At 65.4% G+C, this 19,121-nt stretch carries 20 protein-coding genes; 8 read left to right on the forward strand and 12 right to left on the reverse strand.

Features of this window, described 5'->3' with window-relative positions; genetic code table 11:
• A complete protein-coding gene (locus KP010_RS00340) occupies positions 1-1,575 on the reverse strand; it encodes a M48 family metalloprotease (protein ID WP_246659796.1) in 1,575 nt (524 codons plus the stop codon).
• Here KP010_RS00340 and recF point away from each other — a divergent pair.
• From recF to KP010_RS00360, 4 genes are all read left to right on the forward strand, one after another.
• On the forward strand, positions 1,553-2,713 hold the full coding sequence (recF, locus tag KP010_RS00345) for a DNA replication/repair protein RecF (protein ID WP_185966458.1): 1,161 nt from the start codon (positions 1,553-1,555) through the stop codon (positions 2,711-2,713). The two genes, KP010_RS00340 and recF, sit on opposite strands and share 23 nt — an antisense overlap.
• Before the next feature lie 106 nt (positions 2,714-2,819).
• Positions 2,820-3,923, forward strand: a complete 1,104-nt coding sequence (locus KP010_RS00350; RefSeq protein ID WP_142862493.1) for an OpgC family protein — start codon at positions 2,820-2,822, stop codon at positions 3,921-3,923.
• On the forward strand, positions 3,863-4,675 hold the full coding sequence (locus KP010_RS00355; RefSeq protein ID WP_142862492.1) for a GDSL-type esterase/lipase family protein: 813 nt from the start codon (positions 3,863-3,865) through the stop codon (positions 4,673-4,675). Before KP010_RS00350 ends, KP010_RS00355 begins: the two co-directional genes overlap by 61 nt.
• Positions 4,676-4,701: 26 nt before the next feature.
• Positions 4,702-5,001 carry a hypothetical protein gene (locus tag KP010_RS00360; protein WP_142862491.1) on the forward strand — a complete coding sequence of 100 codons (300 nt, stop codon included), beginning with the start codon at positions 4,702-4,704 and terminating at the stop codon, positions 4,999-5,001.
• A gap of 109 nt (positions 5,002-5,110) precedes the next feature.
• Here KP010_RS00360 and KP010_RS00365 read toward each other — a convergent pair whose 3' ends face one another.
• Positions 5,111-5,638 (reverse strand): hypothetical protein, encoded by a 528-nt coding sequence (locus tag KP010_RS00365; protein WP_142862490.1) that lies wholly within the window; start codon positions 5,636-5,638, stop codon positions 5,111-5,113.
• Between the two features lie 957 nt (positions 5,639-6,595).
• Between KP010_RS00365 and KP010_RS00370 the strand changes: the two genes are divergently transcribed.
• Positions 6,596-7,318 (forward strand): TonB family protein, encoded by a 723-nt coding sequence (locus KP010_RS00370; RefSeq protein WP_142862488.1) that lies wholly within the window; start codon positions 6,596-6,598, stop codon positions 7,316-7,318.
• A gap of 124 nt (positions 7,319-7,442) precedes the next feature.
• On the opposite strand, the gene KP010_RS00375 is transcribed toward KP010_RS00370, so the two are convergent.
• Together KP010_RS00375 and ung are read right to left on the reverse strand one after the other, a co-directional pair.
• The gene (locus tag KP010_RS00375; RefSeq protein WP_142862487.1) at positions 7,443-8,489 is read right to left on the reverse strand and encodes a phosphatase PAP2 family protein; all 1,047 of its coding nucleotides are present in this window, start codon (positions 8,487-8,489) and stop codon (positions 7,443-7,445) included.
• Positions 8,490-8,657: 168 nt separating this feature from the next.
• Positions 8,658-9,323 carry a uracil-DNA glycosylase gene (ung, locus tag KP010_RS00380; RefSeq protein ID WP_142862486.1) on the reverse strand — a complete coding sequence of 222 codons (666 nt, stop codon included), beginning with the start codon at positions 9,321-9,323 and terminating at the stop codon, positions 8,658-8,660.
• A gap of 132 nt (positions 9,324-9,455) precedes the next feature.
• On the opposite strand from ung, the gene KP010_RS00385 reads away from it, so the two are divergent.
• From KP010_RS00385 to KP010_RS00395, 3 genes are all read left to right on the forward strand, one after another.
• Positions 9,456-9,725, forward strand: a complete 270-nt coding sequence (locus KP010_RS00385) for a helix-turn-helix domain-containing protein (protein ID WP_108915984.1) — start codon at positions 9,456-9,458, stop codon at positions 9,723-9,725.
• A 71-nt stretch (positions 9,726-9,796) separates the two neighbouring features.
• Complete coding sequence (locus tag KP010_RS00390) at positions 9,797-11,545, forward strand: SulP family inorganic anion transporter (RefSeq protein ID WP_142862485.1); 1,749 nt, start codon at positions 9,797-9,799, stop codon at positions 11,543-11,545.
• Between the two features lie 56 nt (positions 11,546-11,601).
• Complete coding sequence (locus KP010_RS00395; RefSeq protein WP_343219785.1) at positions 11,602-12,441, forward strand: tRNA nucleotidyltransferase; 840 nt, start codon at positions 11,602-11,604, stop codon at positions 12,439-12,441.
• Here KP010_RS00395 and KP010_RS00400 read toward each other — a convergent pair.
• The 8 genes from KP010_RS00400 to mutM all read right to left on the reverse strand — a co-directional run bounded on the left by KP010_RS00400 (position 12,405) and on the right by mutM (position 19,121).
• Positions 12,405-13,847: a HAMP domain-containing sensor histidine kinase gene (locus KP010_RS00400; protein WP_108915987.1), complete on the reverse strand. Its 1,443-nt coding sequence runs from the start codon at positions 13,845-13,847 to the stop codon at positions 12,405-12,407. The genes KP010_RS00395 and KP010_RS00400 overlap by 37 nt on opposite strands.
• Positions 13,844-14,524 (reverse strand): response regulator transcription factor, encoded by a 681-nt coding sequence (locus tag KP010_RS00405; protein WP_108916017.1) that lies wholly within the window; start codon positions 14,522-14,524, stop codon positions 13,844-13,846. The genes KP010_RS00400 and KP010_RS00405 overlap by 4 nt, the downstream gene beginning before the upstream one ends.
• Before the next feature lie 145 nt (positions 14,525-14,669).
• Positions 14,670-15,497 (reverse strand): ABC transporter permease, encoded by an 828-nt coding sequence (locus KP010_RS00410; protein ID WP_108915988.1) that lies wholly within the window; start codon positions 15,495-15,497, stop codon positions 14,670-14,672.
• Positions 15,494-16,249 (reverse strand): ABC transporter ATP-binding protein, encoded by a 756-nt coding sequence (locus KP010_RS00415; RefSeq protein ID WP_185966457.1) that lies wholly within the window; start codon positions 16,247-16,249, stop codon positions 15,494-15,496. Before KP010_RS00415 ends, KP010_RS00410 begins: the two co-directional genes overlap by 4 nt.
• A gap of 133 nt (positions 16,250-16,382) precedes the next feature.
• Positions 16,383-16,841, reverse strand: coding sequence for a hypothetical protein (locus KP010_RS00420; protein ID WP_142862484.1), 459 nt, complete (start codon positions 16,839-16,841; stop codon positions 16,383-16,385).
• A gap of 133 nt (positions 16,842-16,974) precedes the next feature.
• Complete coding sequence (locus tag KP010_RS23170) at positions 16,975-17,079, reverse strand: zinc finger domain-containing protein (RefSeq protein WP_142862544.1); 105 nt, start codon at positions 17,077-17,079, stop codon at positions 16,975-16,977.
• A 204-nt stretch (positions 17,080-17,283) separates the two neighbouring features.
• Positions 17,284-18,159: an FkbM family methyltransferase gene (locus tag KP010_RS00435; RefSeq protein ID WP_185966456.1), complete on the reverse strand. Its 876-nt coding sequence runs from the start codon at positions 18,157-18,159 to the stop codon at positions 17,284-17,286.
• A gap of 89 nt (positions 18,160-18,248) precedes the next feature.
• Complete coding sequence (gene mutM / locus KP010_RS00440) at positions 18,249-19,121, reverse strand: bifunctional DNA-formamidopyrimidine glycosylase/DNA-(apurinic or apyrimidinic site) lyase (protein WP_142862482.1); 873 nt, start codon at positions 19,119-19,121, stop codon at positions 18,249-18,251.

Raw genomic sequence — 19,121 nt, forward strand, 5'->3', positions numbered from 1 at the left:
TCACTCGCTCCCCGGCGGCCGATAGGTCAATATATCGTCCGCCTTCAGCCAGCCTTGCGTGCCTTCCTTGAACTGCGCCTGGGCGCGCGTCGCCTGGGTGCGCGCCTCGACATATTTGCCGGCGACGAAGAGGCCCTCGGCCGCCGCGAGCTGTGCCTTGGCGTTCTCGCCCTTGCGGAAATAGGCCATGGACAGAAACTCCCAAGCGTCGGCGCTGTCCTCGTCGCGCTGCGTGGCGTTGGCGAGCACGCTCACCGCCTCGTTCAGCAGCTTGGGATCGTCGGCCGAGACCAGCGCATGGCCGAGCAGCACGCGGATCGGCGTCGCTTTCGGCCCGGCGATGGCGGCGGCCTTGCGCAAAGGCGCGATGGCCTGATCGGCGCGGCCGGCCTCGAGCAATATCTGCCCCTTCAGCTCCCAAAAGTAAGGGTTCTTCGGATCGGCCGCGACCAGCGCGTCGGCGCCGCGCAGCGCATCCTCCAGCCGGCCGAAGCGATTATCGGCGATGACGCGGGCGTAGCGCGCCGGCAGCGATAGATCGGAGATCGGATAGCGCCGCGCCACCTCGCCGGAATTGCCCATGAAGCCCACGAGCTTGGCGCGCATCAGATCGTGACGGGCCTGCAGCGCCGGCGCATCTGGAGTGTCGAAATAGGGCGACTGCTTGGCCGCCTGATCGAGATTGGAGATGCGCTCATTGGGCAGCGGATGCGATTGCAGATAGGGGTCGATCGCCGTCGTCTTGAACAAGGATTCGCCGGCGAAGCGGTTGAACACTTCCAGCATTCCTTTGGCCGACTGGCGCGTCGCAGTGAGGAAGCGCACCGCCATGCGGTCGGCGGCCTGCTCCTCGCCGCGCTGATAGGCGAGCAGCGAGCGCTTCACCGCCTCTTGCGGGCCGAGCAATATTCCGACGGCTCCGGCCGAATCCATGCCCACCTGCCCGTCGCGGCGGTTGAAGGCGCCGCGCGCCGCGACCATGGCGCCGGCGCTGGCCAGCATTCCGGCGACGGAGAGGATGGTCGCCTTGGCGAGCTCCTGGCGCCCGCGCGCCAAATGGCCGCCGGCGATATGGCCGGTCTCATGCGCGAGCACGCCGATGATCTCATTGGGCGTCTTCGCCTCCATCAGCGCGCCGGTGTTGACGAAGATTTTCTGGCCGTCGGCGACGAAGGCGTTGAAGGAGCGGTCGCCGACCAGAATGATCTTGGCCGCCTCGCTGTGAATCCCCGCCGCCTTCAGCACGGGCGCGGTGTAGTCCCGCAACAATTGCTCGATCTCCGCGTCGCGAATGATCGATACGCGCGGACCATCGTCCTCGGCGCGGGACGGCGCGCCGAGAGCGAAGATCAAGACGCAGGTGAGAAGCGTCCGCCGCCTGCCGCTTTTGCGATCCATGCGGTGGAGAGTGGCGTAAGCCAGGACGGAAAGCAAACCCGGCTCGGCCGCGGCGGCGGCGGAGTTGGCGGGATCGGCGGAGGACAGATGCGCCACGACGACGATGCGGCCTCGGCGCTGGCCCTCGGCGCCCGGCCGTGGCAAAGCGTGCGGCATGACGCCGAGCGACACACCCATTCTCGCCCCCATGGCGCGGCGGCTGCAGCTCGCCGATTTTCGCTCCTATGCCGCGCTCGATTGCATGATCGAGGCGCCGCTGGTCGCGCTCACCGGCGAGAACGGCGCCGGCAAGACCAATATTCTCGAGGCGCTGTCGTTGTTCTCGGCGGGGCGCGGGCTGCGCGGCGCCGAATTCGCCGATTGCGCGCGCCGCCAGGGCGCGGGCGGCTTCGCCGTCTCGATCGAGCTTTCCGCCGACGGCGTCGCCACGCAGCTCGGCCATGGGCTGGAGCCGGCGAGCGGCGAGCAGAGCGCGGCGCGCCGCTTCCGCATCGATCGCGCGCCCGTTTCCTCGGCCCGCGCATTCGCCGATCATCTGCGCCCGCTCTGGCTGACGCCGGCGATGGACGGGCTGTTCGCCGGCCCGGCGGGCGATCGGCGGCGGTTCCTGGATCGGCTCGTGCTGAGCGTCGACGCCGAGCATGGAGCCCGCGCGGCGAAGCTCGAGCGCGCGCTGCGCAATCGCAATCGGCTGCTCGCCGAGGAGACCGCCGACGCCCGCTGGTTGGACGCGGCCGAACGGGAGATCGCCGCGCTCGGCGTCGCCGTGGCCGCGGCGCGGGTTGAAACCGTGATGCGGCTGCGCGCGCTCATCGCCGGCGAGCGCGACGACAGCTCGCCCTTTCCCTTCGCCGATGTCGCGATCGAGGGGGAGCTCGAGCGAATGCTCGGCGAGGAGCCGGCGCTGCGCGTCGAGGATCGCTATCGCGCGCGGCTCGCCGCTGCGCGCCGCCGCGACGCCGCGGCCGGCCGCACGCTGGAGGGACCGCAGGCGAGCGATCTTCGCGTGCGCCACGGCCCCAAGGACGAGGCGGCGCGCGCCTGCTCCACCGGCGAGCAGAAGGCGCTGCTGACCGGCCTCGTGCTCGCCCACGCCCGTCTGGTGCGGGCGACGACCGGGCGCGCGCCGCTGCTGCTGCTGGACGAGGTCGCGGCCCATTTCGATCCGTTGCGGCGCGCGGCGCTCTTCGCCGAGCTCTCGCGCATCGGCGGACAGGTGTGGATGACGGGCGCCGATCCCGAAGCCTTCGCCGCGCTCGGCGGAAATGCGCAGCTTTTGCGCGTCTTTCCGGGCCGCGTCGAGCGCGCGCTGTGAGTTGCGCCGCGAGGTCCTAAAAAAGGCCGCATTCCTGGCCATGAACGAGCGCGCCCGGCCCGCCTTCGCGCGGGACGACGAAACCGCCGAACGATCGAAGAAGCGAATGCGCGAGCCGAACGAAATCGATTTTTGGCGCGGCTTCGCTCTCGTCACAATATTCGTCAATCACATTCCCGGGATTTTTTTCGAGCGCTTCACCTTCCGCAATGTGGCGATTTCCGATTCGGCGGAGCTGTTCGTCTTTCTCGCCGGCTTCGCGCTGCGCAAGCTCGTCGACGGACCGGCGAAGCCGCTCTCGGCGCGCTATCTGATCCTGCGGCTCGAGGGCCGCGCCTTCACCGTCTATCTGGCGCAGCTCGTCATTGCGCAACTGGCCGTCGCGCTTCTCGCCGGCGCCTCGCTGCTGCTGGACGCGCCCTTTCTGCTCGATTGGAACAACGCCTCCGCCATCTTCACCGATCCGGTGCGCGCCAATCTCGGCCTCGTGGCGCTCACTTTTCAGCTCGGCTATTTCGACATTCTTCCGCTCTATGTGGCGCTGATGCTGGCCTCGCCGCTGATCGCGCTCTGCTATCGCCATGCGCGGCCCGCGCTGCTGCCGGCCTCGCTCGCCATCTGGGCCTATGCTCTGACTTTCGGCGTGAATTTCCCGACATGGCCGACCGAGGGCTCCTGGTTCTTCGATCCGCTCGCCTGGCAGCTCGTCTTCGTGCTCGGCTTTCTGCTGGCCGGCGAAGACGGATTGGGCGGCCTCGCCCGCCGCCATCGAAAATGGCTCTGGCGACTCGCTCTGCCCCTCGTATTGCTCGGCGCGGTCGCGGCCAAGACCGATTTCGACCCCTCCCCGATCGCTCTGCCGGAGCCCAAGCTCTTCTTCGTCTTCGACAAGACCTTTCTCTCGCCGGCGCGGCTGCTCTCCAATCTCGCGATCGTCACAGTCTTCGCGGGCGCTTTCGGCGCGATCGCGGGGGCGCTGCCGCGCATCGCCGGCTTCCTGTCGCTGCTCGGCCGCAATTCGCTCCAGGTGTTCTGCGCCGGCTCGCTGCTGAGCCTCGCCGGGCAGATCTTCCGCTTCGCCTATGGCGGAGATGTTGTAAGCGACGCTTTTATCGTTATGTTCGGCATCCTTACGATGGGAGCGGCCGCATGGGCTTCGGAATGGCGGGACAGGCTGCGGACAAAATTGTCGCGGGCGCCTGCGGCTTAGCGCTCACGTTCGCCGTCGCGGCTCCGCTCGCGCAGGAAGTCGCGCCGCCGACCGAGGCGCCGCCACTCAGCCCCGCCTGCGAGGCGCCGGCCGGCGACATCGCGGCGCCCGCCTCGCTGCCGCATTTCGCCAAAGCGCTGCGCGAGCGCAAGACGGCGCGCATTCTCGCCATCGGCTCCTCTTCCACTTCGGGCGTCGGCGCCTCTTCCGACGCCAAGACCTATCCGGCGCAGCTCGAGGCCATTCTCGAGGGCGCGATGAAAGGCGTCGATGTCGTCGTCGCCAATCGCGGCGTCTCGGGCGAGGTCGCCGCCGTCACCGCCGAGCGCATCAAGAGCGAGGTGGCGCGCGAGAAGCCAGATATGCTGCTGTGGCAGCTCGGCACCAATGACGCGCTGGTGCGCGTCGCGCCGGAGGAGTTCGAGAACACGGTGCGCTCGACGATCCGCTGGCTGAAGGAGAACGAGATCGACGTCGTTCTCGTCGGCCTGCAATACAGCTCGCGCTTTTCGCGCGACGAGGAATATTTCGCGATACGCAATGTGCTGCAGCGCGTCGCCTCCACCGAGAATGTCGCCTATGTGCGCCGCTACGACGCCATGCGCTTCATCGCGCAGAACCACGCCAATCTGCAGATGATGGCGCGCGACAATTTCCACCTCAACGATCTCGGCTATCAATGCATGGCCGAGCATATCGCGCGGGCGGTGATCGTCGGCGCCTTCGCCAAGCGCCGCCCGAGCGGGAATTGACGCTTCGTCGATGGAGAGCGCGTGTTTTGGCCGACACACTCGTTTTGCCGACAGAGGAGGCCAAGGGAATGGACTTGAAAGCGTTCTTTTGTAAGCTCTTGGGCAGCGCGCGCTTCGAAGGCGAGCTCGTGAAGAGAATTGATATCAGCAAAGCTCCATTCTGCATCACTTTAGAATGCCGACAAAATGAAGATGGGATTTTTGGCGTGCTGAATATCAGCGGAGCCGGAAGCGTGGATGAATTCTACCTCGATAAGAATTCTATGGCGCGATTGGCTGCTGGGCTCTCGGACGTAGGATCGGGGCGAGGCGAGACACTCCGCTGACACGGATAATCACGACAATCGGCGATCTCCGCTATCGACGCATAGTGGAGCATTTCGCGCAAACGTCGGCGCCCGGCGAAAGCCGCTGCGCCGACTTTGCGCCGAAGGCTCAGAGCCGCTTCAGCCCTTCCTCGAAGCTGATGGCCTCGAAGCGCTGATCATATTTGGCGGCGCCATCGGCGAGCGTGTCGATCTTCTCCGCCGTGTCGTATTTCTTCATCTTCGTCTTGTCGAGATAGAGAAGCTCGATCAGCTCATTGTAGACGGATGTGTCGTCGATCGGTAGAACATAGAGCGGCACGCCGTCTATGCTGATCTCATAGCGCGAGGCGCGGTCGAGATCAGAGACATAGATGAAATATTTGCCCTCCGGCTTCGCGCTCGCGCCGAGCGCCGCGACGAGAGCGGGAAGCTCGCGGAAAGAAGCCAGCGATCCAGCGAGAAACGACAGCGCCGCCTCGCCTTCCTGCGCCGTGGCGTGAACGCCCGCCAATGCGAGCAGCGGATCGAGCGTGACGGCGATCTCGCCGCGAAAGCCGAAACGGCCGGCGTGATGGGTCGCCCCCTTGTGGCTGGGCTTCAAGAGCCGGCCCTCGGCGTCGAGGCGCTGGAAGGCGGTCGTTTCGATAGACGTCATGTTCTGCTTTCGCTATCCGCCCTTCTCGAAACATTCGAGGCCGTGACGGTCGATTTTTCAGGGGTAGACGTATGGATGCCGGCTGATCGATTCGCGCGGCGTCCGGCGCTTTCCTTCTCGCACGCGCGCAGAGAGGGGGAGGAAACGCCGAGCCCCTCGATCGGGGGATCAGGAGACGGGATTCGCATCGACAGCGCGCACATCGTCCCGACGAGAGCCGTGATGAGGGAGCGCTCTCGAAAGATCGAGCAGAACGGCCTGTTGCAATTGTCGCTGACGCAAAGCCCACAAAAATGTCGGCTTTCGATCCGTACGACGACGTTCGTCGCTCCTCGACGAAGCCAAGCATATTTGGCGCCACTCGGCGGCCCCGACGCTCGCGAGAAGGCGAGCGGTCTTCGCGAAAGCGATCATCGGACGGCTTACCGACGGCGTCGATCGGCTTCGACACGAAAATATGTCTTGTTTATATTACGATTCGACTTTTCGTCCATGCCGAAAGAACAGGCGTTCGGCTGATTTTTGCGTCGCGTGGCGCCGTGCGATAAAGCGAAAGCAATAAACGCCATCGCCATCGGCGGCCGCTCGGAGCGCTTTCAGCCGAAGCAGACGCCGGTCCGGCGTTGGAAACGCATCGAAACAGGAGCTTATAATCTTTCTATGTTTCAACGAAACGCAGAAAGATTCTACAGTCGAAAAATGCGGAGCCCCATCATCGTGAAGCTCGTCGACGAAAGAAGGCGCGCTTCTTGCTGTATAATGGGAGAGCGTCGGCTTATTCCTGTAAATCGGATAAATTGCCTTCGCGTGCGGGAGAGTTTGGAGAAATGCAGATGAAGCGGCTGTCGACGACGTTCGATTTCGGCCTCGTCCGCCTCTCGGATCGACGTCGGCGCGCTCGCCGGCGCTGCGGCCTCCGCGCGCAGATCAGAGCCGGCGAGAATTGAGAGACGCACGATGACCATGCAATTGACGATGACGACGAGCAATGGCGGGGGCGCGAGCCGCTTCACGATTTATCATGGCCTCGCGGCGTCGCTCGCCCTGCACGCGGCGCTGACGCTGCCCTATTTCCTCTCTCGTCTCCAGCCAGCGGAAGACGATAGCACGTTCATCTTCGAGGTGAGCGACCTCCTCTCGGACGACCAGGCCGACGAAAAAGTTCAGCGGGACACGGCGGGCGATACGCAGCAGAGGGCGCAGAACGCCACGCAGGCGCAGCCGACTCCGCCGACGGAGCAAAAGCCGATAGAAGAAGATGGCGCGCCGATCACGGCGAAGTCGGTCGCCGCGCAGGCGCGATCGCCCGCAAAGTCGGCGCCCGCCGGCTCGACGCAGGTGGATGGCGCCGAACTCCAGCAGGTCGCCAGCACGACCGCACATCGTCAGGTGTCGAAAGAGACGCTGGATCGCGCCTATGCCGTCCTGGTGAGCAAGAAGATAAAAGGGAAGCTCATCTATCCAGAGGCCGGACGACCTACCGCCTGGCGCGGCGTGACGAAAGTGTCCTTCTTCATTCTGGAGAGCGGCGAAATACGCGCCGACAGCGTGAAAGTGGCGTCGAGCAGCGGTCAGCCGCAGCTCGACGCGGCCGCTCTACAGAGAGTTCGCGCGAGCGCGCCCTTCGCTCCGCCGCCGCGGCCGATGACTTTCGCGCTCGATGTCGTCTTCGGCCCCTGAAATCTTTCCGTATCTCATAGAAGGCGCAGAGAGATTCGAAGCTCTCGCTTCGACGCGTGCCCAATGTCCGATCGGCGTCCACGTCGGCTGAAAGCGCTCGGAGCGGAGGATGCTGTCGCGCCGCTCAGGCGACGGCGGACGCCCGCCCCGCGGAGGGCGGCGACAGATGCGCGGCGCGGGCGCCATGCGCTTCGACGATTGGCGAGGGTCGGCGCCGCCGGCTCTCGATGCTCTGCGCCATCCGATAGGACAGATAGGCGACCGCGATTCCGCCGATAGGGTCCACGACATAATGCCCGCCGTCCGTCACCGTGCCCACCATCAGACCGGCGTCGACGAGGCACAAGACATAGAAGACCGGGCGCACGGAGCGCAGGCTGAGAGGCGTCAGCGCGCCGACCACGGCATGAAAGGAAGGAAAGCTCACAAGGCCGCCGATCCCGCTGTTCGTGAAATCCAATGGACCGGCCTCGCGCAAGCGCGCCAGATGATCCAGCGGCGTGCGGCCGGCGAACCGAAGCTCGTGAAACATCGAATTGTCGACGAGAGTGACCGCGCTCGAGGCCGGAAGCACAGCGGCGATGACGATCGTCGCCGTGAGTGCGATCGCGTAGGAGAGAAGATAGACGCGCAATTCGTCGATGCGCTCGAGCGCGGCCAGCAGAAGCGCCGGCGCGATGATCTGAATGGCCATGCTCGCATAGGCTTTCCGCAGCCATTCCGCCAACACGGGACGATCGTCGATATAATGGACGAAGGCCAGCCAATCGACGCCGAGCCATCGATCGAGCGAGAGAAACAGCTCGTCCTGCAGCGGCATGGCGAGACGCTGCGTCGCATAGCTCGCAAAGGCGCCCGCGAGCGACGTCGCCACCAGATAGATCATTGAATAGACGAAAATCGGCGCGGCGCGCGAGACCAAGCTCGGCGAGGCGAAGCGACAATAGACGTCGAGCGCGACGATCGCGCCGAGGAAAAGACTGAGGTCCGGGACGGATGGCAGCGTCAGCCCCGTCGCTTTTGCGCCGACACAGGCGCTCGCCATCAATGCGAGGCCGAGACGCACGGCAGCAAATGGGACGGCGACGAAACGCAATCGTAGATGATCGAGGCAAAGGTCGCAAAATCGGCAGGAAACATGGAGCGAATTGCAAATTAACGTCGAATACATGCGCAACTCTCGTCTCGAAATGATTTGGAGACGCGCCGCCGGACGCGACGAAAACGCCCCGGAAATTGCCGACACGCGCCGGCTTCCCAATGAATACCTGATTACGAAACCGCGGTTACATTTCGGTAAACGACTAATTTTATATTGTCTTCCAGTAATATAGCCGTCTCACCAGTCTATCGGCGCGCGTCCTTTCGATTCGAGATAGGCGTTGGCCTTGGAAAAATGCCTGCAGCCGAAGAAGCCGCGCGCCGACAGCGGCGAGGGATGCGCGCTCTCGAGCACGAGATGCCGCGAGCGATCGACGCCCGCGCCCTTCTGCCGCGCGTAATTGCCCCAGAGCAGGAAGACAATTCCCTCGCGCTCGCGCGAGAGCGCCTGCACGGCGGCGTCGGTGAAGCGCTCCCAGCCCTTGCCCTGATGCGAGCCGGCGGCGCTGTCGCGCACGGTGAGCGTGGCGTTGAGCAGCAGCACGCCCTGCCGCGCCCAGCGCGAGAGATCGGGATCGCGCGAGGCGGGCCGGCCGAGGTCGCTCTCGATCTCCTTGAAGATGTTCTGCAGCGAAGGCGGCGGCGGAATGTCGCGGCCGACGGCGAAGCACAGGCCATTGGCCTGGCCGCGGCCGTGATAGGGATCCTGGCCGAGGATCACCACTTCCACGGCGTCGAAAGGGCATTCGTCGAAGGCGCGGAAAATCTGCTTGGCCGGCGGATAGACCGCCCCACGCGCATATTCCCCGCGCACGAATTGGCGCAGAGCATCGAAATAGGGCTGCTCGAATTCCGCCGAAAGGCGCAGCTTCCAGCTCTCGTCCATCTGCACGGGTTTGTTCATATCCGCCAAGCTAACATGCGTCGGCGCCGGGCGAGAACCCGGCCGTGTCGCAAAAGCGCGAGAATGATGTTTCAAACATCATCTTGGCGAGATAAAACATGCCTGCTAATATAATAAGCGTGAGCATATGAGATGATCACCGCCGCTCAATTGCGCGCCGCGAGGGCGCTGCTCGGCATAGATCAAAAGAAGCTGGCCGAGCTTTCCGGCGTCTCTTTGCCGACCATACAGCGCATGGAGGCGAGCGACGGCAATGTCCGCGGCGTGATCGAGACGCTCACCAAGGTCGTCGAGGCGCTGAACGAGGCCGGCGTCGAACTGCTCGGCGAGAACGCCCGCAGCGAAAGCGGCGGACGCGGCGTGAGGATGCGTCGCCCCGGTCCGCCCAATCCGACGACTTGAGGATAAATCGCGACGACGACCGCCGACTTCGCGCCGACGATCCCGCCGCTCCTCGACCAAAGGAGCCAGTGTTGAGAGATCGACGTTTTCGCCAGCCGAGCTTCATCGAGCTGTTCACGCCCAAGCTCGTCACCATTTTGCGCGAGGGATATGGCCTCGCGGATCTGCGCGCCGACGCCATCGCCGGCCTCACTGTCGCCATCGTCGCGCTTCCGCTCTCCATGGCCTTCGCCATCGCCTCGGGGCTGAGCCCGGACCGCGGACTCTATACGGCGATCATCGGCGGCTTTCTGGTCTCCATGCTCGGCGGCAGCCGCTTCCAGATCGGCGGGCCGGCGGGCGCCTTCATCGTTCTCGTCTTCGCCATCGTGCAGCGCCAGGGCTATGACGGGCTCGCGCTCGCCACAATGATGGCGGGCGTCATTCTCTTCGCCATCGGCCTGCTGCGCTGGGGCACATACATAAAATACATCCCTTTTCCGGTGACGGTCGGCTTTACCGCCGGCATAGCGGTCATCATCTTCGCCAGCCAGCTCAAGGAGATTTTCGGCCTCTCCATCGCCAATGAGCCGGCCGCGCTCGCGCCTAAGCTCACAGCTCTGTGGGAGGCGCGCGGCACGCTGAAGCCGGCGACGGTCGGCGTCTCGGCGCTGGCGTTGGCCATCATCCTGGGCCTGCGGCGCTGGCGTCCGAGCTGGCCGGGAATGCTGATCGCCGTGACGGTCTGCGCGGCGGCGACGGCGGCGCTGCATCTCGACATAGAGACGATCGGCTCGCGCTTCGGCGGCGTGCCGAGCACGCTGCCGGCGCCGGCGGTCCCGCATTTCGATCTCGCGCGGCTGCGCGCGCTGCTGCCGGACGCGCTGACCATCGCCGTGCTCGGCGCGATGGAGTCGCTGCTCTCCGCCGTCGTCGCCGACGGCATGAGCGGCCGACGCCATCGCTCCAATTGCGAGCTCGCCGCGCAGGGCGTCGCCAATGTCGTCGCGCCGCTCTTCGGCGGCATTCCGGTGACGGGAACCATCGCCCGCACCGCGACCAATGTGCGCTCGGGCGCCAAGGGGCCGGTCTCGGGAATGCTTCATGCGCTGTTCCTGCTCGGCTTCATGCTGGTCGCCGCGCCGCTGGCGGCGTACATCCCGCTCGCCTCGCTCGGCGCCGTGCTCGCCGTCGTCTCCTGGAACATGGCCGAGAAGAAGGAATTCGTCGCTCTGTTCCGCGCCTCGCGCGGCGACGCTCTGGTGCTGCTCTCGACCTTCCTGCTCACCATTTTCGAGGATTTGACCGTGGGCATAGGCGTCGGCGTGACGCTCGGCGCCTTCCTCTTCCTGCATCGCCTCGCCGAGAGCGTCGAGGTGCAGACCGGCGAGGCCTTTCTCGACGAAGACCGGGCGGATGATTACGGCGGCCATCGCCCCGCCTATGATTCCGCAGCCGCCTCCGACGCCGAGGTGATGGTCTATAAGATCAGCGGCGCGATCTTCTTCGGCGCCTCGGCGACGGTGAGCGCGGCTCTGGACGAGATCGGCCGCTATCCGCATGTCTTCATCTTCGATTTCAGCGAGGCGCCGCTGATCGACAGCACGGCCGCGCGCGCTCTGGAGAGCTTTGTCGCGCGGCTGCGAAAGGCGGGAACCGTGGTTTGCGTCGCCGGGGCGCGGCCCGCCGTGCGGCGGGCGCTGCTCTCGGCCGGGCTGCATGAGCCGGAGACGCTCTACGCCGGCACGGTCGCCGATGCGCGACGGCGCGCCACGGCGCCGCAGCCGCCCGAAAATCGCGCCCCGCGTCTGAGCGGGGCCGCCCTCCCCGGCCGTGCGTGAGGCGCGCGGCAAGGTGTTTGCTTGGCCGTCAGCCGACCACTCACCCGCGAAGCCTCATGCCCTCAGAACCTTTCTTCCTGCCCGAATTCGGCCAGACAGACCCCGGCCTCGGCCTTCTCCGCATGGCGGCGCTGCTCGCCGAGACCGATGACGATCCCGGCGAAGAGACGCTCGATCTCATGGCCGAGCAGGTCGAAAGCGGCTGCCTCGCCGGCCTCGACCCGGCCGATATCTGGCCGGAGCTGCTGCTCTCGCTCGGCGGGCCGGCGCCCGGCAAGGCGTTCCGCGTGCTGCGCATCTGCGGCGCGCTGCAGATCGTTCTGCCCGAGGTCGACGCCCTTTTCGGCGTGCCGCAATTGTCGGACGGCCAGAACGAGGTCGATCTCGGCGCCCATTTGCTGCGTTCGCTGGACGAGGCCGGACGCAGAGAGGCGCCGCTTCCCGTGCGCTTCGCCCTGCTGGTGATGAATGTCGGCAAAGGGGATTCGCCACGCGAGCATCTCCCGCATCATTACAAGCACATAGACCGCGGCGGCCCGCGCATAAATTCGATCGCCGAGCGCTTCGGCGTTCCAGAGGATTGCGTCCCGCTGGCGCTGACGGCGCTCAGCGAATGCGAGCGCGTGCATCGCGCCTCGGAAGTGCGCGCCGGCCCGGTGGCGCAAATGCTGGAGCGGCTCGGCGCCTTCGACGCGCCGGAGAGCTTCGCTCTGCTGATGGAAGTGTGCAGCTGCGATTTCACCGCCCATTCCGGGCGCTCCGGCGAGGCCTATCCAAAGGCCGTGCTGCTGGAGACGGCGCGCGACGCCTGTCTGCCGATCGAGCCGGCGACGCCCGAGGCGCGCGCCGAGGCGATCGCTCAGGCGCTGCGCTCGCAGCGCTGGTCGAACGGCTGAACGTCGAGCGCCACGGCCTCCGTCGCCTCGCCCGGCTCGACGCCCGCGGCGGGGAGCCGCACCTTGAAGGTCGCGCCGCCGCCCGGCGTCTCCTCGACGCGAATTTCGCCCCCGAGCAGATCGACCAGCTCGCGGACGATCGCCAATCCGAGCCCCGTGCCCGGCGTCGCCTCGTCCTTTCGCCAGAAGGGCTCGAAAATGCGGGAGCGGTCGGCTTCGGCGACGCCGACGCCGTGATCGACGACCTCGATCGCACATTCGGGCAGCACGCGAACGATGACGACGCCGCCTTCGGGCTCCGCGCGCACCGCATTGGCGATGAGATTGGTGACGATGCTGTCGACGCTCCATCGCGATGCGAGCGCCGCGACTTGACGCGACGGCGCCTCGAACTGAATCTCGCGATTATTGCCGATCGCGATCGGCACATAATCCGCGGCGACCGTCAGCGCGACATCGTAGAGATCGATCTTCTGCGGCGCGATACGCCCGCGTTCCTCGATCTGCGCGAGCAGCAGCATCTGCTCGACGATCGTCTGCACGCGCAGCACATCCCGCTCCATTTCCGATTTGAGCGGGCCCTCCTCCATTTTGCCGACGCGCGCGCGCAAAATCGTGATCGGCGTGCGCAGCTCATGCGCCGAATTGGCGGAGAAACGCCGCTGACGCTCGACGCCCTCGCGCACACGCTCGAACGCCTTGTTCACCGCTTCGACGAAGGGCAGCACTTCCGACGGCGCCTCCTCCGGCGCGATGCGCTCCTTCAACGAATTCACGTCGATTTTCGCGACTTTCGTCGCGGCGGCGCGCAAAGGCGCGAGCCCGCGATCGACCACGAATAGCGCGATGAGACACATGGCCGCCCAATGCGGAAGAAAGATCAGCGCCCCATAGATCGAGGTCATTCGGTAGGGCAGCAGAAAAAAGTCGCGCCACTGGAATTTCGCGCCATAAGTCGCGATGACGACCTCGCCGATCGGCGAATCGAAAACCGCGGATTCGCCATGGCGCAAGGAGCCGCCGACAGCGATCTCGATAGGCGAGCGGAACAGCTTCAGCCGACCGACGCCTTCGAAGGCCTTCGTCAATTCCGGCGCCGATCCTGGAAGCGCTTTGCCCGTGCGCGGATCGAAAGCGGCAAAACGAAAATCCGGATTTGCGGACATGAATTGCCGCAATTCATCGGTCATCGCGATCGATCTTTCGCCGTCTGCGCCCTTGCGCAGCGCCGCGAGCATGATCGAGCCCACGCGAGGACGCATCAGATCGTCGAGAGACCCGAGCCCGCCCGGAAACCCCGAGACCAGAACGCCGCCGACGACGACCGGCGGCAGAGTGAGATAGCCGAGAATCGAGCCGAAGATCGCATAGACGATCAATCGCGACGAAAGCGACCGCAGCCTCATGGCCCATGCGCTTCGCGGATGAGATAGCCGATGCCGCGCGGCGCGTGAATTTCGACGTCGGCCTGCTGATCCTTTAAACGCTGCCGCAGTCGCATGGCGACCATCTTCAGCGCGCCTATGTGCGAGGGATCGTCCGCCCCATAGAGCTCTTCGAGCAGCGTCGAGAAAGTGACCGCCCGTCCGGCGCGACGCATCAGCGCCCCCAGCAGCACCAGCTCCCGTTTCGGCACGACGAGCGGATGCCCGCCGATGGAGGCGCTCTCCGAATTGAGATCGAAAGCGAGCCGGCCGACGACGACCGGCGGCGCCGCTTCGCCGCCGGGGCGCCGAAGGCTCGCGCGAATGCGCGCCAGCAACTCCTCGGGAGAAAAGGGCTTGGTCAGATAATCGTCGACGCCCGCGTCGAGTCCGTCGACCCGGTCCTCGATCGAGCGCGCCGCCGTCACCGCCAGAATGCGGATTCCCGGCCGAATACGCTTCGCCGCGGCGACGATCGAGAGGCCGTCGCCATCGGGCAGACGCCGATCGAGCAGCATCACCGCATAGTCGCGGGCGCCGAGCGCCCCCGGCACATCCGCCAAAGCCCGGACGCAATCTGGAAAATAGCCGGCGCGCCGGACGCGATCGGCGATCAATGTCGAAATATCGGGTTGATCTTCGACGATCAGAATTCGCATCGAACGACAGTCCCCATCGAGCTTCGACAGGCGAAGATCGTAAGGCGCGAGACGCCGAAAGCGCGCCACTCGACTGACTGTCGCGCCATTATCGAGCGCCGGCCGGCCGGCCGCAACAGAAAATGCGCGCGTCGCTCGCGCGCGCTCACTCGCCGGTCTGTAATAAAGTCCCGGCCCGGCGCGCTGCGGCGAGCAGGCGCACAAAGGCGAAAGAGGCGACGGCGAATAGCGCGGCGTCCAGCGCCAATCCATAAATCATCAGATCGAGGCGAAGCGCATGGTCGACGAGAACGCCGCGCAGCCCCTCGAACACATAAGTCGGCGGCAGCGCCCAGCAGATCGGCTGCAGCCAGGAAGGCAGAACGGCGACCGGATAATAGACGCAGCCGAGCGGCTGAATGACGAACATCAGCGACCAGACGAGACTTTCCGCGCCCAATCCATAGCGCAGCAGCAACCCCGACACGAACAGGCCGACGCTCCAGGCGAAGAAGATCAGAATGGCGAAAAAGGCGGCGAAAGCAAAGCCGAGCGCCCAGAGATTGAAGCCGAAGAACCAAATGGCCAGGATCGTCACCGGAACCATGCCGACCAGGAGGCGAATGAGGCTCATCGCCATCATGGAGACGACGAATTCCGCCGGCCGCAGCGGGCTCATGAAGAGATTGGCGATATTGCGGGACCACATCTCCTCGAGAAAAGAGAAAGAAAATCCCTGCTGGCCGCGAAGCAAAATATCCCACAGCAGCACCGCGCCGATCAGCGAGCCGGCGGCGATCGTCGTCTTATCGGCGCCCGCGAGACCGCCCGGCGCGCGCAGGAGATAGGTCTGCAGAAAGCCCCAGGTGAGCATTTGCACCGTCGGCCAATACATCATCTCCAACATGCGCGGCATCGACGAGCGCAGCAGATAGGAATAGCGCAAGGTCATCGCGCCGACGCGCGCGAGCGAGAATTCCAAAGACGCGCTCATGCGGCGGCTCCATTGCCGCGCCCGCGCGCGACGTCGAGAAACACATCCTCGAGATTGGCGCGGCCATAGCGCGCCAAAAGCTCGGCGGGCGAGCCGTCGTCGACGAGGCTTCCCTCCTTCAGCATCATCACGCGATCGCAGAGCCGCTCCACCTCCGCCATATTGTGCGAGGCGAGCAGGATCGCGCAATTGCGCCGGCGGCGATAATCCTCGAGATGCCCGCGCACCCAATCGGCCGTGTCGGGATCGAGCGAGGCGGTGGGCTCGTCGAGCAGAAGCAGCTCCGGCTCGTTGATGAGCGCCTTGGCGAGCGCGACGCGCGTCTTCTGCCCGGCCGAGAGACGCCCGCTCGGACGATCGAGAAATTCTTTCAAGGCGAGATCGGCGGCCAGCTCCTCGATCTTCTCGGCGACGCCGCGCACGCCATAGAGCCGGCCGAAGACGGCGAGATTCTGCCGCACGGTGAGACGATGCGGCATGTCCACATAGGGGCTCTCGAAATTCATGCGGCCGAGCGCGTGATAGCGGTCTTTCAGAAAATCACGGCCGAAGATTTCGATTGTTCCCGTCGTCGGCTCGATGAGGCCCATGACCATGCCGATCGTGGTGGTCTTGCCGGCGCCATTGCCGCCGAGCAGCCCCGTCACCGAGCCGGCGGGAAGCGCGAAGCTGAGCGGCTTCACGGCCACGGTCTCGGCGTAGGTTTTGGAGACGCCGGCGACGCGGAGGATGGGGGAAGTGTCGGGCGACATTCTATTCTGCGATGGTTTCCGGAGACGCGTCCTTATCGGCATATCGAGCCGGGAAATCAAATCCGGGAGGGTGAAGCCCAGGGCTTTGAGCTCGGAACGACGAGCGGGCATCTTTCCAGCGGCGGAGCCGCCTTCACCGGGCGCTGCGCAAGGAATAGGGCTCCCTCGCCGAAGCGAACAGCTCTATCGTCATACCCGGCGCAACGTCCTCAGGCAGCAAATCCGCCGCGATCTCGATGCGCTGCGAATAGGCGTTTCCATCGGCCGGGGACCGGTAGTCGACTCGGAGGATGTAATATCGCCTGGCTGCGAATTCCGGGTAGTAGAGGCGGTCGAGCTCACGCTCCTTCGCCGTGTCGCAGGGGATCGAGCCGGGCGGCGTGGGCTTGCGCTCGGGCCAGAGCGCCGTGGTCTTCGGATGGTAGAAGTCGCAGAGCTGCTCCGCTTTCGTGACGAGAGCCTCGACCGGTCGATACGGATCGAGCAGAGGGATGAGCGCGATCAAAGCGAAAAACGCCGCCACCCGCAGCAGAAATCCGCCGGCGGCGCGCAGCATGTCATTGCGTAGCAGCTCCTCTACGACGCGTCTCATTTATCGACCCTCCGAAGAGCGAGACTGAAGGCTCGCGGTCAAGGACGCGCTCGGACAGCGAGCCTTCACGCTCGCTCTCGAACGACAGCGCATCGGCCGCGCGATCCCGCGTCGCAATCATCGGTCTTGCCCGTCACTTCTGGCAATCGCGACAAAAAAACGTCGAGCGCCCGCTCTGGATCACGCGCGAAACATGGCCGCGGCATCCCGGCGTCGGACCTTGTCCTGCCGGCGCCATTGCCGCCGAGCAGCCCCGTCACCGAGCCGGCGGGAAGCGCGAAGCTCAGCGGCTTCACGGCCACAGTCTCGGCGTAGGTTTTGGAGACGCCGGCGACGCGGAGGATGGGGGAGGTGTCGGGCGATATTGCGGGTCCCGGAAAGGTTGCGACGAGCTTCGCGGCGCCCTTATCGCAAAGTCCGGGCGGCGAGATCAACCGGCGCCCTACTCCGCAGCCTCACGCGGCGCACGATGGCGCAGGCCGAACATATAAGCGCGCGCCAGATTGCGGCCGCTTCTGCGATCATGCTCGGTCAGCAGGCGCAGAGCGAGATCGGCAGAGCGATAGCAATCATGCGCGATCTGCGCGACGCCGATCAATTCGTCGTCGGCGAGCAGATCGAGACGCATGAAGTCGCGCACGAAAATCGCGTCGCTCCAGACGATCTGGCTCATGCCGGCGAAGACATTATTGCCGAGCATCAAAGGCTTGAGCACGCGGCTCATCATCGGCGTGAAGCGATGCAGCACATAGCCCTGCGAACGCAGGAACAGCTCTATTTCCGAGAACAGCGGCTGGCCTTCATAGAGCGGCAGGAACTCGACCTCGATATGCAGCACATAGGCGCGCCGCAGCCTTTCGACTGCGTTTTGCAGGATCATCAGCTCCGCGCCCTGCACGTCCAATTCCAGAAAGGTCGCGCCTTCTGTCTCGGCCACATCGTCGAGCCGCACCGTGTCGATCTCTTGCGTCGCGACGACTTCCGACCACACCGGAAAGCCGTGGAACATCTCCATCGCCGCCGGATTGGGCTTCAGCAGCGAGGTCATGTCGCGCGCGGCGCATATATGCAGCGTATGGCGTCCGCCATCGCCGACGGCGTGCGGCAGATAGACGTCGCCCGGATTTTTGCGCGCGTTCAGCTCTTCGACGGCGGCCTCGTCGGGCTCGAAGCCGACGATGGTCGCCTCGCCGCCGCGCAGCAGCGGCGCATAGACCGGCTCGCCGCTGATATGGCGCGCGCCAATGTCGACGATTCTGTGCGGGACGCTCGCCCCGGCGAGCTCGATGAAGGGAGGGAGAAGGTCCGCAGGTTCCATGAAAGCCTCGCCCGATAGCCGGCGCGTCGATCGGCGTGCCAATATCAGCGAGCTTTGAGCGCCGCCGCTTGCGCGGGACTGGCGCGCGCTCATTTCTGGCAATCGCGGCAAAAGAAGGTCGAGCGCCCGCTCTGGATCACGCGCGAGACATGGCCGCGGCAGCCGGGCGTCGGGCAGGGCGCGTCCTCGCGGTCATAGACGCGGAAAGAGTGCTGGAAATAGCCGAGCGAACCGTCGGTCTGGCGATGGTCGCGCAGGCTGGAGCCGCCCGCCTCTATCGCCTCGCCCAGAACCTGCCTGATTGCCTCGACGAGATCGACGAGGCCGCGTTTCGGCTTGCCCTTGGCGTCGACCAGCGTTCCCGCCGCGCGCAAAGGCGAGAGATGCGAGCGGTGCATCGCCTCGCAAACATAGATATTGCCGAGGCCGGCGATGATGCGCTGATCGAGCAGAGCCGCTTTGAGCGGCGCCTTGCGGCCGCGCAATCCTAAAGCGAGGCGCTGCGGCGTCAGCTCCGGCCCCAGCGGCTCGACGCCGAGACCATCGAACAGCGGATGCGCCGCCATCTCGCCGGGCGGGACCAGCAGCATGAAGCCGAAACGGCGCGGGTCGTTATAGGTGACGCTGGCGCCGCTCGTGAAATGGAACACGACATGGTCATGCGCCGGCTTTGTGGTCACGGCGCGGTGATAGGCGCCCTCGGGGTCGTCGGCGTCGATGCGGAAGGAGCCGCTCATGCCGAGATGCATGATGAGCGTCTCGCCGCTGTCCAGCTCGCCGAGGAGATATTTGGCCCGCCGCTTCAGCGCCTCGACGCGTCGTCCCGCGAGCCGCGCGGCAAAGCCCTGGGGAAAGGGAAAGCGCAGATCGGCGCGGCGCAGCTCCACCTGCGCGAGGCCCGAGCCGGTGAAGACGGGCTCTAGCCCGCGGCGGACCGTCTCGACCTCGGGCAGCTCGGGCAT

This window comes from Methylosinus sp. KRF6 (assembly GCF_018887255.1).
In the GTDB taxonomy this organism is placed as follows: Bacteria; Pseudomonadota; Alphaproteobacteria; order Rhizobiales; family Beijerinckiaceae; genus Methylosinus; species Methylosinus sporium.

Coding starts and splice junctions, on each gene's coding strand:
- recF (WP_185966458.1), top strand. CDS start 1,553: ATGACGCCGAGCGACACACCCATTCTCGCCCCCATGGCGCGGCGGCTG.
- KP010_RS00340 (WP_246659796.1), bottom strand. CDS start 1,575: ATGGGTGTGTCGCTCGGCGTCATGCCGCACGCTTTGCCACGGCCGGGC.
- KP010_RS00350 (WP_142862493.1), top strand. CDS start 2,820: ATGCGCGAGCCGAACGAAATCGATTTTTGGCGCGGCTTCGCTCTCGTC.
- KP010_RS00355 (WP_142862492.1), top strand. CDS start 3,863: ATGGGCTTCGGAATGGCGGGACAGGCTGCGGACAAAATTGTCGCGGGC.
- KP010_RS00365 (WP_142862490.1), bottom strand. CDS start 5,638: ATGACGTCTATCGAAACGACCGCCTTCCAGCGCCTCGACGCCGAGGGC.
- KP010_RS00370 (WP_142862488.1), top strand. CDS start 6,596: ATGACCATGCAATTGACGATGACGACGAGCAATGGCGGGGGCGCGAGC.
- KP010_RS00375 (WP_142862487.1), bottom strand. CDS start 8,489: ATGTATTCGACGTTAATTTGCAATTCGCTCCATGTTTCCTGCCGATTT.
- ung (WP_142862486.1), bottom strand. CDS start 9,323: ATGAACAAACCCGTGCAGATGGACGAGAGCTGGAAGCTGCGCCTTTCG.
- KP010_RS00385 (WP_108915984.1), top strand. CDS start 9,456: ATGATCACCGCCGCTCAATTGCGCGCCGCGAGGGCGCTGCTCGGCATA.
- KP010_RS00395 (WP_343219785.1), top strand. CDS start 11,602: ATGCCCTCAGAACCTTTCTTCCTGCCCGAATTCGGCCAGACAGACCCC.
- KP010_RS00400 (WP_108915987.1), bottom strand. CDS start 13,847: ATGAGGCTGCGGTCGCTTTCGTCGCGATTGATCGTCTATGCGATCTTC.
- KP010_RS00405 (WP_108916017.1), bottom strand. CDS start 14,524: ATGCGAATTCTGATCGTCGAAGATCAACCCGATATTTCGACATTGATC.
- KP010_RS00410 (WP_108915988.1), bottom strand. CDS start 15,497: ATGAGCGCGTCTTTGGAATTCTCGCTCGCGCGCGTCGGCGCGATGACC.
- KP010_RS00415 (WP_185966457.1), bottom strand. CDS start 16,249: ATGTCGCCCGACACTTCCCCCATCCTCCGCGTCGCCGGCGTCTCCAAA.
- KP010_RS00420 (WP_142862484.1), bottom strand. CDS start 16,841: ATGAGACGCGTCGTAGAGGAGCTGCTACGCAATGACATGCTGCGCGCC.
- KP010_RS23170 (WP_142862544.1), bottom strand. CDS start 17,079: ATGGCGCCGGCAGGACAAGGTCCGACGCCGGGATGCCGCGGCCATGTT.
- KP010_RS00435 (WP_185966456.1), bottom strand. CDS start 18,159: ATGGAACCTGCGGACCTTCTCCCTCCCTTCATCGAGCTCGCCGGGGCG.
- mutM (WP_142862482.1), bottom strand. CDS start 19,121: ATGCCCGAGCTGCCCGAGGTCGAGACGGTCCGCCGCGGGCTAGAGCCC.